The following is a 14470-nucleotide window of genomic DNA, read 5'->3' on the forward strand; positions in this document are numbered from 1 at the left end:
CGCAATCGCACGTGCGAATCGAAGCACTACGGTCTTACCGCTTCATACCGAGCGTATCGACCATGATCTCGTCGGACACCGTAATGGTTTTCGAATTGGCCTGGTACCCGCGCTGGGCCAGGATCATCTGCGTGAATTCCTGAGCGATATCGACATTGGACTGCTCGAGCGCGCTGCCGATAAAGGTTCCCCGACCGCCTGTGCCAGCCACCCCGATGTTCGGCAGGCCTGCCGCCTCGCTCGAGCCGTAACGGCTCGACCCGAGCTTGACGAGACCTTTCGGGTTGTTGAATGAGGCAAGCGCAATCTGACCGACCGACAACGTCTGGCCGGCTCCAAGGGCGGCGACTATGGTACCGTCGGACGCGACGCTGATATTGTTGATCATCCCGGAGCCGCTGCCGTTCTGGGTGATAGACGAGGTGGCCGACGTCGACCGGAATCCGGTCAGGGCGCCGGCTCCATTGGCATCGATGATGTCCCAGCTCATCGCATTGGCGGCCGCGCCATCAACCCACGCGGGGGTGGCGAAGGTGACGGCCGCGAGAGGAACAGGTGTACCCGCCGTGAGGTCACCGCCGCCGGCGGCTGGGTTGGTCGGGGTCACTTTAGCCAGCTGCCCCGTGGCGTCGAATTCCAACGATGCGGCTGCGACCGAGAATGGCGTGCCGGGAGTTCCTCCCGTCGCCTCGGCCCCGGGCAGTTCGAAGTTCACGTCCCACGCTCCGGGAGCGGTGTTGGTGTAGGTGATCGTCATCACGTGAGACTTGCCGAGCGCGTCGTAGACCTGCACCGACGTCGTGAACTCGTCGTTCACGGCCGCGGCCGAATCCAGGTTGGTCAGGGTCTTGAACGACGCGGTCGCCACTGGCGCGCGCAGCACACCCGGCGAGATGGTGATGTCGCTCGGCTGGGCCGTGGTCACCACCCTGCCCGTGGTCGGGTCGGTCGTCGTCCAGCCCTGAACGGCGTGACCGTCTGGCGTGACCAGTACGCCATTCGCGTCGAAACTGAAATCGCCCGCGCGAGTATACGACTGGCCCTCCGGTCCGGCAACGACGAAGAAGCCGGCACCCTGGACGGCGACGTTGGTGGCATCGCTGGTGTTGGAGATCGCTCCCTGGCTGAACACCGGCGACACCGATCCGATCTTGACGCCTAGGCCCACCTGCATCGGGTTGTCGCTCGAGCCCGTGATGGACTGGCTCACCAGATCCTGAAAGCTGACGGCGCTCGCTTTGTACGCCACTGTGTTGATGTTCGCCAGGTTGTTGCCGATGACACTGAGGTAGGCTGAATTGGCGTTGAGCCCCGAAAGACCTGCGGAAAATGATCCTGCTGCCATGGTGTCGTGTCCCCTTGCCGTTAGCTGTGTGTCTGTCTGGTACCCTGATCGCCCTCAGTTAGCGCTATGAGGTCGACGAAGTGGTGGCGCCCACGACGAGGGGCGCGGCCGTTGGCATCGCCGCACTGGTGCCGTTGCTGGCATACGGCTGTGTGGCGACGACTGGTTGGGTGGCGGCGGCCGCCTGCGAGTACACGGTCGACGCGGGGGTGGCGCCCGGGATCGCTTCGAAGATGCTGCGGAGCGCGGTGGTCGACTCGGCGATCTGCGTCAGTTGCTCGAGCGAGCTGAACTGCGCGAGTTGCGCGATAAACGCGGTGTCGTCGACCGGCTTGGTCGGGTCCTGGTGCTGGAGTTGCGTCACCAACAGCTTCAGGAACGCGTCCTTGCCGATCTGGTTGTTGGCGGACTGGGTGGCCGCGACTGCCGAGGCCGCACTGGTGGCGGTGATGCCGCTGGTCGGGTCGATGCTCATTCAGACTCCTCAAGACCGGCGGCCGGCGTCAGCGAGCGCAGTACGGCGAGCCAGTCAATCTCCTTCTGCTCGGCGCGCTGAACCTCGATCGTGTAGGCGCGCCACTGACGCTGTTTCAGGTTCTCCAGCACGCGGACATCAACATGTGTGCGGATCGCGCGGTCTCGAGCCGATTGTGCGTCCTGTCGTCGGCTCGCGACCACCTCGTGCCGCCTGGCGATGTCGCGCCGCTGAAGGACTATCCAATTTCGGTACCACATCAAGATGGCGAGGTCGCCGCCGCGCCGCTGTTCGTCGGTCGCCCGCACCTTCGCCTGTTCGCAGGCCTGCACGGAGGCGTCACGTTCGGTCTCCGCGCGGGCGACCGCCGCATTTGCCGCAGCCAATTCCCGCTGCGCGTCCTCGTCTCGTCGGCGGCGCAGATCGAGCGCGGCGTGCGCGCGGAAGACAAAGGAACGCATGATCAGACGGCGAGCAGCGCCTGGAACGCAGCCGTGGAGTTGCACGGAGCGTCGGCGGATTGACGCAGGAAGGACGTGATACTGTCACGTCGAGCAAGCGCTTCGTCGATTCTGGGATTGCTGCCGGCGACGTACGCACCCACGTTGACCAGATCCTCGGCGCCGCGGATCGTCGCGAGCCATTCGCGGACGCGGCCGGCCTTGACCCGGTGCTCGACCGTGGTGACGTCGGGCATCGTTCGGCTGACGCTCTGGAGAACGTCGATGGCCGGATAGTGATTGGACGAGGCCAGATCGCGCGACAGCACGACGTGCCCGTCGAGAATCGCGCGCACCGCGTCGGCCACCGGTTCGTTGTGATCGTCGCCTTCGACCAGCACCGTGTAGAACGCCGTGATGCCGCCGCGGCCCCGGACATTGCCGGCGCGTTCGAGCAACTGCGGCAGCAGCGCGAAGACGGATGGCGGGTAGCCTTTCGCCGTCGGCGGTTCGCCTGCGGCCAGCCCCACTTCGCGCTGCGCCATCGCGAAGCGCGTGACCGAATCCATCAGCAACAGGACCTGCTTGCCCTGGTCCCTGAAGTACTCCGCAATGGCGGTGGCCGTGTAGGCCGCGCGCAGCCGCAGCAGCGACGGGCTGTCGGAGGTCGAGACGACTACCACGGCGCGGCGCAGGCCTTCGGCCCCGAGATCGTGTTCGAGAAACGTGCGGACCTCGCGTCCGCGCTCGCCGACCAGGCCAATCACCGTAACATCGGCCGAGGTGCCTCGGGCCATCATGCCCATCAGCGTGCTCTTGCCGACGCCGCTGCCGCCAAACAGGCCGAGACGCTGTCCGCGCCCGACGGTGAGCAGGCCGTCGATTGCCCGCACGCCGGTGCCGATTGGCGTCACGACCGGATCGCGGTCGAGCGGGTTCAGCGGCGGCGGCTGCAGGGCGTAGTCTTCGGTCGTCGAAATCGGTCCCTGGCTGTCAATCGGCTTCCCCAGTCCGTCGACGACACGGCCGAGCAATCCGTCGCCCACCGAAACGGTCGCGGCGCCTCCACGCGCGATGATCACATCACCAGGCCTGATGCCCGACGTCGTGCCGAGCGGAACAGTGAGCAACAACCCTTCGCGGAACCCGACGACCTCGAGGGGGAGCACCGGCTCATCCCCGTGGCGGCGCAGTTCGCACACCTCACCCACCCGGGCTCTCGGCCCGCGCGATTCGACAATCAGGCCTACGGTGCGAACCACGCGCCCTGACACCTGCATCGGTTCGGTCCGCCGAACGAGATCGTGATAACGGGTCAGCGAAAAATCACGAGGCACGTGGACCCACCACCCTCACTTCGACAGGTTCGTCGGCCGCCAACGTCTGTTCGATCACCTTGAACTGGGCCTCGACACTGGCGTCGATGAACCCGAATGGCGATTCGATGAGACACCCGCCCCGATTGATGGCGGGGTCCGCTTCGATCGTCACGTTCCGTCCGGCCCATGCCGGACCGTGTCTGGCCGTGATGGCCGCGTGATCGTCTGGATTCAACCGGATCCTGATTGAGGCCACTTCGCCCAGGCGGTCGAGCGCCACGCGCGCCATCGCGCACGTGAGTTCCTGGTCGACCTGCACCTCCCGGCGCAGGATCCGCTGCGCGATCGACAGGGCGAGCTGTACGACCTGGCGCTCCGTCTGGCGGATGATGGTCTGTCGCAGGTCTTCGAGTTCTTTGAGGGTGTCGGCCATGCGCCGCAACATGGCGTCGGCGCGTTTGGCGCCAGCTTCGTGCCCGGCTTTCTCGCCCTGCGCGTACGCGGTCGCGAACGCCTCGCGTTCGAGCTTGGCCAGTCTCGACTGGGCATCGCCGCCCTCGCTGGTGGGCGCCGGGACGGGCGGCGATGGGGGGGCGTTGCCGGGATCGCTCGCGTGGCGAAGCCCCCAGTCAAAGGGCACGACGTTCCCGCCGGTGATGCGCTGGCCTTTAGACGACATACGCTTCTCCGCCCGCCGCGCCGGTCACGAGGAGTCCCTCTTCCTCGAGCTTGCGCGCGATTGAGACGATGTCCTGCTGGGCGCGTTCGACGTCCCGCAGCCGGACCGCGCCGAGCACTTCCATTTCTTCCTTGATCATGTCGGCCGCGCGGCTCGACATGTTCTTGAGGAACTTCGCGCGGATTTCTTCCGACGATCCCTTGAGCGCCAACGTCAACGCCTTCTTGTCGGCGCGCGACACGATCTCGCGAATCGACTGATCCTCGACGTGGAGCAGGTCTTCGAACACGAACATCAGGTTGCGGATCGCCACGGCCAGATCCGCGTTCTCGCCTTCGATGCCGCCCAGCACACTCTGGCTCATGCTGCGATCGAGCCGGTTGAGCAGCTCGGCCACGGCCCGGACGCCACCGTAGGATTCGTGCGTAGCTCCGCCGAGCACGCGCAGCCGTTCCTCGATCACCGACGAAATACGCCCGATGACATCTGGCGAAATGTCATCGAGATTGGCCATGCGGCGCAGGACTTCGGACCGCATCTGCTCGGGCAGCAGCCCGACCAGTTCGGCGGCGCCCGCCGGTTTGAGGTGCGCGAGGATGAGCGCGATGGTCTGCGGGTTCTCCGACAGGATGAACTTCGACAGGTGCTGCGGGTCGGCGCGGTTGAGCACGGAGAACACGAAGGTCGACTCGGATGTCTTCACGAGTCGTTCAACGATCTTCCGGGCCTCGTCCGGACCGAACGCCTTCACGAGGAACTGGCGCGCCACATCGGGGCCGCCGCGGGCGATGTAGTCGGCCGCGGTCCACATCTGGTGAAACTCGTTGAGGACCTGTTCACCCACCTCGGCCGGGACGCCCTGAAGGGAGGTGACCTCCTGGGCAATCGCCTCGACCTCGTCCTCGGTCAACTCCTTGAAGATCTTGGTCGCGGTCTCGTGGCCGATGAGCAGGGTGAACATCGCCGCTTTTCGAAGTCCTTTTTGGGCTGTCGCCATAACCGGTCCCTACCGCCTGTCTTCACGGAGCCACGCCCGAACGAGCCGCGCCGCGTGCTCGGGTTCCTTCTGCGTCATCGCACCAATGCGTTTTGACAGCACGGGAATCTTCAACCCGTGGGCGTTCTGCGCCGTGGCGGCATCGAGTTCCGCTTCGATGGCACCTTCGAGATCTTCAATCGTGCGGAGAGACGCGGCCGATTGCCCAGACAGTGCCGGGGCCGGAACCATCGGCGTCATCGGTCCGGCCAGGGCCTTCTTGACGATGGGCCGAATGACCATGAAGAACGCCATTGCGCCGAGCACGAGGACAACCCCGAGCCGGCCGATATCGTTGATCTGCGGCGAGTACTTCTCCAGCGTGCCCACTGGGACCGGAACGTCTTCGGCATCGGGGCGCTCGGTGAACGACACGTTGTCGACGGTGAGCAGGTCCCCGCGCGAGGCATCGATCCCGACGGCGGCGGTGACGAGGTTCTGGATTCTCAGTAGTTCGTTCTTGGTCCGCGGCTTGTTGGTTCGCTTCACGGTGCCGTCACTGCCGGTGGTTGTCACTGCCAGATCGTCCAGGATGACGGCAACCGACAGGCGTGCGATCTCGCCGTTCGGCTTGGTGGTGTGTCGCGTGGTGCGGCTGATCTCGTAGTTGGCGGTTTCCGAACTGCGGCCCGCGAGGCGCACGTCGGGAGGCCTGGCCGGATCGGCGGGCTTGGCCGCAGGATCGGGGAGGTTGGCGCGTGCACCGGCGATGCCGGTGGCCTGCGCGTTGGCCGTGGCCTGATCAGACGAGGTGACCTTGCTTCGGACCACGGTCGTGTTCGGATCCCACCGCTCCTCGGTCTGCTCCTCGCTTTGGGCGTTCAGACGGACAGCGACATTGACGCGCACGCGCCCGGACCCCACGACAGGCTCCAGCAGACTGACGACCTTGGTGGTCAGATCCTTCTCGAGCGACAACTGCCGGTCCATCGACGGCCCGGAGTTGGACAGATCGCCTTCGTCGCTCGACTTGGTCAGCGGACGGCCGAAGCTGTCGAGGATGACGACCGCTTCGGGCCGCAGACCTTCGACAGCGGCGGCGACCAGCGCGCAAATGCCCTGCACGGTGCCCGCGCCGAGTGTCTTGTTCCCGCGCAGCTTCAGGACGACCGACGCTTTCGCGGGTTGTTGCCGCGTCTCGAAGAGCGAGTTCTTGGTCGTGGCGATGTGCACGCGCGCGCTTGACACTTCCGTCAGCGTGGCAATCGTCCGGGCAATCTCGCCTTCGAGCGCGCGCCGGTAGTTGACCTGCTCAAGGAACTCGGTGGCGCCAAACGAGACCTGATCGAAAATCTCGAAGCCGATGCGGCCCGCGCTCGGCATGCCCGTCGACGCAAACTGGAGTCGCAATTCGTCGATCCGGCGCTCGGGCACCCTGACCGTTCGGCCGCCGTCCGCGATCTTATACGGCTCCTTCATCGACTTCAGGCGGCCCACCACGTCGGTGGCGGACACGGCATCCAGATCCGTGAACAGCAGGACGTAGGATTCCTGGCTCAGCCAGTTAGCCGAACCGACCACCAGCGCCACCACCCCGACAAACGCGGCGACGAGGCTGACGAGCTGGGTGGTCGACAGGGACCCGCCGAGCGCCGCGAGTCGTTTGAAGGTGTTTTCGAAGTCCACGATGACGAATGCTCGATGGTGTCAGGGAAGACAGGCTACACAGGCATCCGCATGATGTCCTGGTACGCCTGCACGAACTTGTTCCGAACCTGGACGGCCATCTGGAAAGCCAGGTCTGACGTCTGCAACGCGATCATGGCTTCGTGCACGTCGCCCGTGCCGTCCATCATCCGCCCAATAGCGTCATTGGCCTCGGTGCCCGACGTTTCGACCTTGTCGACGAGCTGCTTGAGCGTGTCCGAGAACCCCGGACTCTCAGCGCCCTGGATTCGCGGCGTCGAGGGTAGCGTAACGGCTGTGACTGGAGTGCCAATTGGAGCAATCGCCATCGGTGTACCTCACTAGCGCCCGAGATCGAGAGCTTTTTGGAGCATGTCCCGGATAATCGAAATGGCCGCGAGATTGGCCTGATAGGCACGTGACGCGCCAATCATGTCCACCATCTCGGTGTTGGGGTCGACATTGGGCAGCGAGACGTAGCCGTTCTCGTCGGCATCGGGATGCGACGGTTCGTAGCGTTGCTGGAACGGTGCGCGATCTTCCACGACGCTGGCCACGCGGACGCCGACCGCGCCGCCAAGCGTGCTGTCAAACGCGGACTGCTCGTCGGGCTGGAGCATGACGTCCCGACGGCGGTACGGCTGGCCGTTGGGGCCCCGCGTGGAGTCGGCGTTCGCGATGTTCGAAACGGCCACCTCGACACGGGTCCGCTCGGCATTGAGCGCCGAGGCGCTGGCGGCGATGGCGGAAGTAAGAGTAGGCATGGTTATTTCGCTTCGTTGATGGCGTAGCGAAGCAGCCTGAACTTGGCCGCGAGCACGGTCTGCGCACGGGCGAAATCGCCAGCCGCGCTGCCCATCGAGAGCAGTTCACGATCAATCTGCACGGTGTTGCCGTCACGCCGCGCGTCGAGACCGGCCACCTCGCGCGTGCGCACGTCACTCGCGCTCGCCCTGGCGTTCGGATCATCCAGGTGCCCTGGCTGCGTCTTGGCCAGCACCACGCCATCCGACACATGACGGGTGAGCGCTTCCGAGAAATCGACTTCGCGGGCACGATAGCCGGGCGTGTCCACATTGGCGAGGTTCGAGGCGGCGACCACCTGCCTCGCCGCGGCAAGCGTCATCTGCCGGCGGAGGGCATCGGTGATGGCGGTGTCGCTGTAGTCGGGCACGGCTCCCCTCCCTTCCTCACGCCGCGGGCGGTACAAGCTCGCCGAAGCGCGTCGAGGGGTCGGGTTGCAAGAACGGTGCCCCGGTCGGGGCGGCGTGAAGAGGAAATCACGAGCCGTAGAGGCCACTTACTTCACAGTATGGCGTCAGGTCTTCGGCCGGGCGGCCGTCGTCTTTGGCCGGCGATCCGACATGTCAGACGTTCATCTGGAATACCAAGACCTGACGGACAGGGGCCTGAACGGATCGCGAAGAAGATTACCGCCGTGATGCCGCTAAGTCCTGTAGTAACCGTTCGATACGCTCAAGCCGACTTTCAATCGCGTCGAGGCGGCCAGGCAGCGACACGCTGCTGGTACTCGTATCACGATTCACGACCTGCCTGGCGAGTTGCCGATTCTCGAATTCCAGCGCCTGTCGGTCGCGAATGCGGGTTAGGATAACGTCTAACTGCCCTAAAGAGAATGGTTTAGTGAGGTAATCGTAGGCGCCCGATCTGACCGCCTCGATGGCGCTGTCGAGCGAGGCATAGCCCGTAATAATGACGACATTACAGGCCGGATGGACCCGTTTCGCCGCTCGGAGGACGGCTAGACCGTCGGCCCCTGGCAGTTGAAGGTCGGTCAGGATGAGATTGAACTGGCCCGGTGACCGCTCGATGGCCGCCACGGCGGCTCGCCCATCGGCTGCTGTGGCCACTCGGAGCCCCCGGCTCCTCAGGTGCTCCGCGAGCAATTCCCTGATGTCCGGGTCGTCGTCTACGACCAGCAACTCTCCGATTGAGCTGAAATCGTCAGCGTGTGGCGTGGACATTGCTGTTCCTCGTCAAACAGACACAGATCTGACGGATAATCGACATCGCTGTCGATTTCTTGAACGGGTCAGGATCATCGATCATTGCGACGGTCGCGTGGTGGTCGGCAAGCCGCCAGTAAGAGCGTGGGGTCAGCCACGTAGACGGAACCGGGAGGCCAACACTCATGGTGCTCACATCGCTCGCTAAAGAATCCACTGTCCTTGTCGTGGAAGACGAAACGGACTTCCGGGAACTCCTGGGTGAATCGCGCACCGCCGACGGTTTTCGGCCCACGCTGGCGGCCAATGGCCACGAGGCGCTCGAGCGGCTCGCGGGGTTTGCCTTCGATGCCTGCGTGATTGATCTGCGGCTGCCCGACGCGGACGGCATCGATCTCCTTCGCGTGGCCATGGATCGGTACCCCGACATCATCGCCGTCATGGTCACCGGGTTCGGCGGTGTCGCCGAAGCGGTCACGGCGATGAAGGAAGGCGCGGTCGACTTCCTGTGCAAGCCCTTTCAGTTGTCGCAGGTCTCGCGGGTGCTCAAATCCGCGTTCGAACGCCGGGAACTTCGGGAAGAAAACGCCGACCTGCGCGCCCAACTCAACGACTACGGGAGAAGCTTCGGCATCATCGGACAGAGCCCGGCAATCCGTCAAGTGTTCGCCTCACTCGAAGCCATCAGCCGGATGAACAGCACGGTGCTCATCCAGGGCGAGACCGGCACGGGCAAGGAGATGATCGCCCGCGCGATCCACCAGAGCAGCCCGCGGGCCGAACACCGCTTCGTGGCGTTCAACGCCGCAGCCATTCCCGAGGCGCTGGTCGAAGCGGAACTGTTCGGCCACACCAAGGGCGCGTTCACGGGGGCGATCAATGCGCGCATCGGCCGCTTCGAGCTGGCGCATCGCGGGACGCTGTTTATCGACGAGGTCGCTGTGATGGGTGTCCCGCTGCAGACCAAGTTATTGCGCGCCCTGCAGGAGCGCGAGATCGAACGCGTGGGCGATGCGCGCCCCATCAAGTTCGACGCGCGCATCATCGCGGCCACCAATACGGACTTGCGCAAACTCGTCAAGGAAGGACAGTTCCGCGAAGACCTGTTCTACCGGCTCAACGTCATCCCGGTCATGCTGCCCCCGCTGCGCGATCGCATCGAGGACATCCCGCTGCTCGCCCGCCATTTCGTGCAGAAGGCGTGCAAGGCCAACAATCTGCCGACCAAGACACTGTCGCAGGAAGTGGTGCGCCAGTTGATGGCGGTTCCGTGGCCGGGCAATATCCGCCAGCTCGAAAACGCCATCGAGCACGCCGTTGCGATGTCCGGGACCGAACGCGAAATCGCGATCCGGAATCTGCCGGAAGACATCAGGAGCGACGTCGAGCCGCTTCGCCCAGCCGCCATGGCGATTCCGGACGACGGGCTGGATTTCGCATCGGTGGTGTCGCAGTTGGAGCGCGACCTGATTCTGCGGTGCCTCGAGAAGACGGGCGGCAACAAGCGCCAGGCGGCCCGCCTGCTGAATCTGAGCCGCACCACGTTTATCGACAAGCTCCATCGGCTGGCCGTCAGCGACGGCGCCACCTCCGCCGCCTGATAGGCACGCAGCGCCGTCAGTGCTTCGACTCGCAGTTACGGTTGCATGTTCTTGCCAGGCGATCCGGCGAAAATGATCGCTCAGCACTAAGTCCTGAGCGAATGAACTCGTTGCCGAATTTCTGAATCGAAGAACTTAGGCCGCCGGAAGGGACAGATCGAAGCGGGCACCTGCCTGCCCTGGCGCGCAATCGCCGGAGAGCGCCAGGCGCCCGCCATGTGCTTCCACCAGTCGCCTGGCGACCGTCAGCCCGAGCCCGATGGTCGCTCCGCTCCGGCCCGTCGTGAAGAACGGGTCGAAGATCCGGTCGCGGTCCTCGACCGGCACGCCCGGCCCGTTGTCAGCAATGCTGATGACGAACTGCCCGTCCTTGCGCCCCACCTCTACCGCGATTCTCGCGCCGGACTGACCGGCGAGCGCCTGCTCGGCGTTGAGGATGATGTTGAGGATGGCGAGCGTCAAGGCCTGCGGATCGATGGCAGCCACCGACGAGCCGGCCGCTTCTCCCGTGATCTCAGCCCTGATCTGAGCACGCGACAAGTCATACTGGCGCAGCGAGACGACCCGTTCGACGCCCTCCCGCAGATCGGTTCGATCGGCAATCTCCCGACTTTCACGCCCCAGCGAGGACAAGTCCCGCATCAGCGCGGCTGCGCGCAGGGTCTGAGCCGCAATCCGATCCAGTCGTCGCCGGACATCGTCGTCGAGATTCTGGCGCTGGCCGAGCAACTCGGCCTGGCCGCCGATCGTCTGGAGAATGTTGTTGACGGTGTGAACGGTGCCGCGAACAACGCTCGTGACGAGGACCCAGCGATTGACACGGGAGAGTTGGTCGTCGGGAATCGTCCACGACCCAGCGGAATCGACAGTCATGTGGTCACCCATGTGCGATCGGAGACCGGCCTGTCCGACGCGGTGATCCGTTGTGGCCGGACGGACCATTCTACATCTCCGGCCAGCCGCAGTCCGCCTCCGGCGTCGGTCCCTGTGGGATGCCGCCCCATGGGTGGTCCTCAAGTTTCGCACGAGGCCGCCGATTCCATAGGGCGAAGCAGTTCTCTGGCCGTGTAGCGGCCCCAACTGGTGGCGCACCATGAAATTTCTGGTTGTCGACGATTCCTCAACGATGCGGCGGATTCTGATCAACACCCTGAACAAGCTCGGCTACCAGGACATCGTGGAGGCCGCGAATGGACGTGAGGGGATTGATCGCCTGGCGGCCAACCAGGTCGATATGATCATTACAGACTGGAACATGCCGGAAATGACCGGGATCGAGTTCATTCGATCGGTCCGCAGCAACGAGAAAAACACGAAACTGCCGGTGCTGATGGTCACGACCAATGCCGCCAAGGACGACATCGTCGAGGCGTTGCGGGCCGGGGTCACCAACTACGTCGTCAAGCCCTTCACCCCCGATACGATGAGAGAGAAGATCGAAGCCGTACTAGCGGGTTGAAGCGATCCCGAGCGAGGACACCATGCGGAGCGTACAGAAAAAAGCCGTTGATCTGTTGATTGAATCGGCGCGGGAAGTCTTCGAGATGATGGTCATGCGCCATCTCGAACTCGGCACACCCATTGAGGGCGACGCGCCGCGGCCGAAATCGAATGTGGTGGGCACGGTCAGCTTCGCGGGCAGCGAGTCTGGTCTGGTCGCCTTCTACAGCACGATGGACGCCGCAAAACAGATCGCCGGGAGTCTGCTCGGCATGCCGGCCGCCGAAGTGAATGGCGAAATGCCCGATGCGATTGGCGAGATCACCAACATGATCGCCGGCGCGCTGCGGACCAAAATGACAGACGCCGGTCATCCGTGGGCCATCTCGATTCCAACCGTCACGATTGGATCGGATTTCTACACGAGGTATGTCTCCGACGTCAGCCGCGTCCTCTGCCCGTTCAAGATGGAGGATGAGGAGATCTGCGTCGAGCTGATCATGATGAAGAACTGATCCCGCTCCTGGTTCCCGTGGCCGCGAGGCCAGACACTGTCGCGGGCCTCTTCGAGAGGGCCGACGCCGCCAGCAGGACCAGCGCGATCCATAGCAGATCGGCCATCAGCAGGTGGACCATCTGCATCCAGACCGGCGCGAGCAGCCACAAGTTCAGGAAACCGGCGAACACCTCGGCGAGAGCGAGCACGACCACGGCCCGCCTGGCCAGTCGACCGATCGACGCGTCGGCGGGCAGCCGCACGCGACCCACGCCGAATACCAGCAGCGCACCGACGAGCATCGCCAGCGCCGGATGCAACACTCGCAGGCGAATGAGCAGGTTTGAGGTGGTCGAGAGGTCAGCGGTCAAGCCATCGGCCATCGACCGCACCGGATACAACGTGTCGCCGAGCGCGGCGACGGCTCCGCTCTTTGCCACCGCAATCAGGCCGATCAGCCCGGCGGCCAGCATGCCGACGAGCCGCCCGCGATTCGCGACATTTAGTGCCCCGATTCCGACATCCGCCGACGTATTCCGGGCGGGGCATCCCGGCTGCCACCCCAACGCGGCTGCCGCGTCGGGGGCCCCGGCCTCACTGCGTTGCTCCTTCCTCGAATATTCCCGATATGCTCGGTCGTCGCGCCTTGCGATCCGGGCGCCGCGCTCCGGACTATCGTCGCCGTCTGTCGGAATCGGGGCACTAAGACTGACATCGGCACCGCCCGAGGCCCAGTGCGCGGTCAGGGCCAGTGAGGCCAGCAACAGGAACGTGTTGGCCAAGTGCGCCACCATGGCCATCGCATGGGCCATGCTCGGATTGTCGGCCACGAGCCGGAAGAGCACGAGGCCCGCGCCAAGGGCCGCCTCGGTCAGCATGAAGATCATCGCCAGCACGGCCCCGCGCCGGGCCGGGTGGCCGGCCTCGCACACGCGAAAGGCCCACACAAGCAGGACAACGACCGCGACCAGCGCCAGACCGCTCGATGCGCGGTGCGAGAACTCGACGAGCATCTCGGGGGTGGGCGCCCGAGGAATCACCTCGCCATTGCAGAGCGGCCAGTGGGCGCCGCAGCCGGCACCCGATCCGGTGGCGCGCACGTACGCGCCCCAGACGACGACCGCCAGGTTGTAGGCCAGAACCAGCCAGGCAAATCGGGCAAGCTTGGTATGCACGCGTCGATCATACGCCGGAGCCGGCTGTGTGTGGCCGGTCCGATACGACGGGGCGTTGTGCCGCTTCACGGCCCAACACCTCATCACATGGCCATTGGGTTCCGTCAGGTGAGTTCGACGGCGTCGATGATGCCGACGATGACGGAGCGGATGGGGGCGTCTTTCGAGATGACGATCTGACGGGCGCCAGTACCTTCGTCGAGCACGAGCACGCGCTCGCCCGGGCCCGCGCCCACCATGTCGATCGCGATCAGATAGTCGGGCAGGGCGCCGCCGGACGGATCGGTGCGCTCGACGAGGAGGATCTTCTTCGCGTCGTAGAACGGGTGATTGATGGTCGACGTGATCTCGCCGATGACGCGGCCGAGGATCATGTCGCGCTCCCGGGTGCCACGTGCAGGTGATCCACGATGCCTACGATCGTATGGTCGACGGGGACGAACCACGGATCAAGCGCGAGCGCGGCTTCGCGTCCACCCTCGTAATAGACCATTTCGTCAGGACCTGCCATCCGCGTGGCATCAGCGGCGATTATGGGCGCGCCCGTCGGCGCGCCGCCCTTGTCGAGCGGTTGGACGATCAGCATGGGTACGCCGGCGAGCCCGTCGTACACGACGCACGGCACTACGGTGCCAATGATCCGTCCGAGCAGCATGCCGTCTCCAGTCTTGCCGTCACTGTCCTGTTCCTACTCCTCGATCGCCATCGAGGCCAACGAGGCCGTCGAGAGGACGGTTCCTCCGCGTCCCCGCTCACGCAAGCCGGGTGGAGTAGGCCCCAGTCCGCCGTGGAATCACGCACGGACCAGCAACCCCTCGTCAAACCGTACGTGCGGATTTCCCGCATACGGCTTCCCTCGACGTTCACCGAG

17 protein-coding genes and 1 pseudogene are annotated in these 14470 nt (G+C 64.7%); 3 read left to right on the forward strand and 15 right to left on the reverse strand.

Annotation, left to right across the window (positions count from 1 at the left end; all coding sequences use genetic code 11):
* Positions 1 to 34: 34 nt before the first annotated feature.
* The 11 genes and pseudogenes from NT151_02265 to NT151_02315 form a co-directional block, all read right to left on the reverse strand.
* Positions 35 to 1345 carry a flagellar hook protein FlgE gene (locus NT151_02265; protein MCX6537752.1) on the reverse strand — a complete coding sequence of 437 codons (1311 nt, stop codon included), beginning with the start codon at positions 1343 to 1345 and terminating at the stop codon, positions 35 to 37.
* A 262-nt stretch (positions 1346 to 1607) separates the two neighbouring features.
* Positions 1608 to 1820: pseudogene (locus NT151_02270) on the reverse strand (flagellar biosynthesis protein FlgD).
* Positions 1817 to 2281: a flagellar FliJ family protein gene (locus NT151_02275; GenBank protein ID MCX6537753.1), complete on the reverse strand. Its 465-nt coding sequence runs from the start codon at positions 2279 to 2281 to the stop codon at positions 1817 to 1819. The pseudogene NT151_02270 and the gene NT151_02275 overlap by 4 nt, the downstream one beginning before the upstream one ends.
* Positions 2282 to 2283: 2 nt before the next feature.
* Positions 2284 to 3540, reverse strand: coding sequence for a FliI/YscN family ATPase (locus NT151_02280; protein MCX6537754.1), 1257 nt, complete (start codon positions 3538 to 3540; stop codon positions 2284 to 2286).
* A 46-nt stretch (positions 3541 to 3586) separates the two neighbouring features.
* The gene (locus NT151_02285) at positions 3587 to 4258 is read right to left on the reverse strand and encodes a FliH/SctL family protein (GenBank protein MCX6537755.1); all 672 of its coding nucleotides are present in this window, start codon (positions 4256 to 4258) and stop codon (positions 3587 to 3589) included.
* On the reverse strand, positions 4248 to 5255 hold the full coding sequence (gene fliG, locus NT151_02290; protein MCX6537756.1) for a flagellar motor switch protein FliG: 1008 nt from the start codon (positions 5253 to 5255) through the stop codon (positions 4248 to 4250). Before fliG ends, NT151_02285 begins: the two co-directional genes overlap by 11 nt.
* 9 nt (positions 5256 to 5264) lie before the next feature.
* Entirely contained in the window at positions 5265 to 6920 is a 1656-nt protein-coding gene (gene fliF, locus NT151_02295; GenBank protein MCX6537757.1) for a flagellar basal-body MS-ring/collar protein FliF, read from the reverse strand.
* Between the two features lie 35 nt (positions 6921 to 6955).
* Positions 6956 to 7249: a flagellar hook-basal body complex protein FliE gene (gene fliE / locus NT151_02300; GenBank protein ID MCX6537758.1), complete on the reverse strand. Its 294-nt coding sequence runs from the start codon at positions 7247 to 7249 to the stop codon at positions 6956 to 6958.
* 12 nt (positions 7250 to 7261) lie between these two features.
* Complete coding sequence (flgC, locus tag NT151_02305) at positions 7262 to 7684, reverse strand: flagellar basal body rod protein FlgC (GenBank protein ID MCX6537759.1); 423 nt, start codon at positions 7682 to 7684, stop codon at positions 7262 to 7264.
* Positions 7685 to 7686: 2 nt separating this feature from the next.
* The gene (gene flgB, locus NT151_02310; GenBank protein MCX6537760.1) at positions 7687 to 8094 is read right to left on the reverse strand and encodes a flagellar basal body rod protein FlgB; all 408 of its coding nucleotides are present in this window, start codon (positions 8092 to 8094) and stop codon (positions 7687 to 7689) included.
* Between the two features lie 256 nt (positions 8095 to 8350).
* Complete coding sequence (locus NT151_02315; GenBank protein ID MCX6537761.1) at positions 8351 to 8905, reverse strand: response regulator; 555 nt, start codon at positions 8903 to 8905, stop codon at positions 8351 to 8353.
* A 167-nt stretch (positions 8906 to 9072) separates the two neighbouring features.
* On the opposite strand from NT151_02315, the gene NT151_02320 reads away from it, so the two are divergent.
* The gene (locus tag NT151_02320; protein MCX6537762.1) at positions 9073 to 10488 is read left to right on the forward strand and encodes a sigma-54 dependent transcriptional regulator; all 1416 of its coding nucleotides are present in this window, start codon (positions 9073 to 9075) and stop codon (positions 10486 to 10488) included.
* A gap of 135 nt (positions 10489 to 10623) precedes the next feature.
* On the opposite strand, the gene NT151_02325 is transcribed toward NT151_02320, so the two are convergent.
* Positions 10624 to 11361 carry a HAMP domain-containing sensor histidine kinase gene (locus NT151_02325; protein ID MCX6537763.1) on the reverse strand — a complete coding sequence of 246 codons (738 nt, stop codon included), beginning with the start codon at positions 11359 to 11361 and terminating at the stop codon, positions 10624 to 10626.
* A 220-nt stretch (positions 11362 to 11581) separates the two neighbouring features.
* On the opposite strand from NT151_02325, the gene NT151_02330 reads away from it, so the two are divergent.
* Positions 11582 to 11947, forward strand: coding sequence for a response regulator (locus NT151_02330; protein MCX6537764.1), 366 nt, complete (start codon positions 11582 to 11584; stop codon positions 11945 to 11947).
* Between the two features lie 22 nt (positions 11948 to 11969).
* The gene (locus tag NT151_02335; GenBank protein ID MCX6537765.1) at positions 11970 to 12443 is read left to right on the forward strand and encodes a chemotaxis protein CheX; all 474 of its coding nucleotides are present in this window, start codon (positions 11970 to 11972) and stop codon (positions 12441 to 12443) included.
* Here the strand turns inward: NT151_02335 and NT151_02340 are convergent.
* The 3 genes from NT151_02340 to NT151_02350 all read right to left on the reverse strand — a co-directional run bounded on the left by NT151_02340 (position 12427) and on the right by NT151_02350 (position 14254).
* Positions 12427 to 13599, reverse strand: a complete 1173-nt coding sequence (locus NT151_02340; protein ID MCX6537766.1) for a COX15/CtaA family protein — start codon at positions 13597 to 13599, stop codon at positions 12427 to 12429. The two genes, NT151_02335 and NT151_02340, sit on opposite strands and share 17 nt — an antisense overlap.
* Positions 13600 to 13703: 104 nt before the next feature.
* Entirely contained in the window at positions 13704 to 13973 is a 270-nt protein-coding gene (locus NT151_02345; GenBank protein ID MCX6537767.1) for a EutN/CcmL family microcompartment protein, read from the reverse strand.
* Positions 13970 to 14254: a EutN/CcmL family microcompartment protein gene (locus tag NT151_02350; protein MCX6537768.1), complete on the reverse strand. Its 285-nt coding sequence runs from the start codon at positions 14252 to 14254 to the stop codon at positions 13970 to 13972. Before NT151_02350 ends, NT151_02345 begins: the two co-directional genes overlap by 4 nt.
* Positions 14255 to 14470 lie beyond the last annotated feature (216 nt).

The organism is Acidobacteriota bacterium (assembly GCA_026393675.1).
Classification (GTDB): Bacteria; Acidobacteriota; Vicinamibacteria; order Vicinamibacterales; family JAKQTR01; genus JBAXOX01.

Bases quoted from the DNA above. Each gene is read 5' to 3' on its own strand.
- NT151_02265 (MCX6537752.1), bottom strand. From the start codon at position 1,345: ATGGCAGCAGGATCATTTTCCGCAGGTCTTTCGGGGCTCAACGCCAAT.
- NT151_02275 (MCX6537753.1), bottom strand. From the start codon at position 2,281: ATGCGTTCCTTTGTCTTCCGCGCGCACGCCGCGCTCGATCTGCGCCGC.
- NT151_02280 (MCX6537754.1), bottom strand. From the start codon at position 3,540: ATGCAGGTGTCAGGGCGCGTGGTTCGCACCGTAGGCCTGATTGTCGAA.
- NT151_02285 (MCX6537755.1), bottom strand. From the start codon at position 4,258: ATGTCGTCTAAAGGCCAGCGCATCACCGGCGGGAACGTCGTGCCCTTT.
- fliG (MCX6537756.1), bottom strand. From the start codon at position 5,255: ATGGCGACAGCCCAAAAAGGACTTCGAAAAGCGGCGATGTTCACCCTG.
- fliE (MCX6537758.1), bottom strand. From the start codon at position 7,249: ATGGCGATTGCTCCAATTGGCACTCCAGTCACAGCCGTTACGCTACCC.
- flgC (MCX6537759.1), bottom strand. From the start codon at position 7,684: ATGCCTACTCTTACTTCCGCCATCGCCGCCAGCGCCTCGGCGCTCAAT.
- NT151_02315 (MCX6537761.1), bottom strand. From the start codon at position 8,905: ATGTCCACGCCACACGCTGACGATTTCAGCTCAATCGGAGAGTTGCTG.
- NT151_02320 (MCX6537762.1), top strand. From the start codon at position 9,073: ATGGTGCTCACATCGCTCGCTAAAGAATCCACTGTCCTTGTCGTGGAA.
- NT151_02325 (MCX6537763.1), bottom strand. From the start codon at position 11,361: ATGACTGTCGATTCCGCTGGGTCGTGGACGATTCCCGACGACCAACTC.
- NT151_02330 (MCX6537764.1), top strand. From the start codon at position 11,582: ATGAAATTTCTGGTTGTCGACGATTCCTCAACGATGCGGCGGATTCTG.
- NT151_02335 (MCX6537765.1), top strand. From the start codon at position 11,970: ATGCGGAGCGTACAGAAAAAAGCCGTTGATCTGTTGATTGAATCGGCG.
- NT151_02345 (MCX6537767.1), bottom strand. From the start codon at position 13,973: ATGATCCTCGGCCGCGTCATCGGCGAGATCACGTCGACCATCAATCAC.
- NT151_02350 (MCX6537768.1), bottom strand. From the start codon at position 14,254: ATGCTGCTCGGACGGATCATTGGCACCGTAGTGCCGTGCGTCGTGTAC.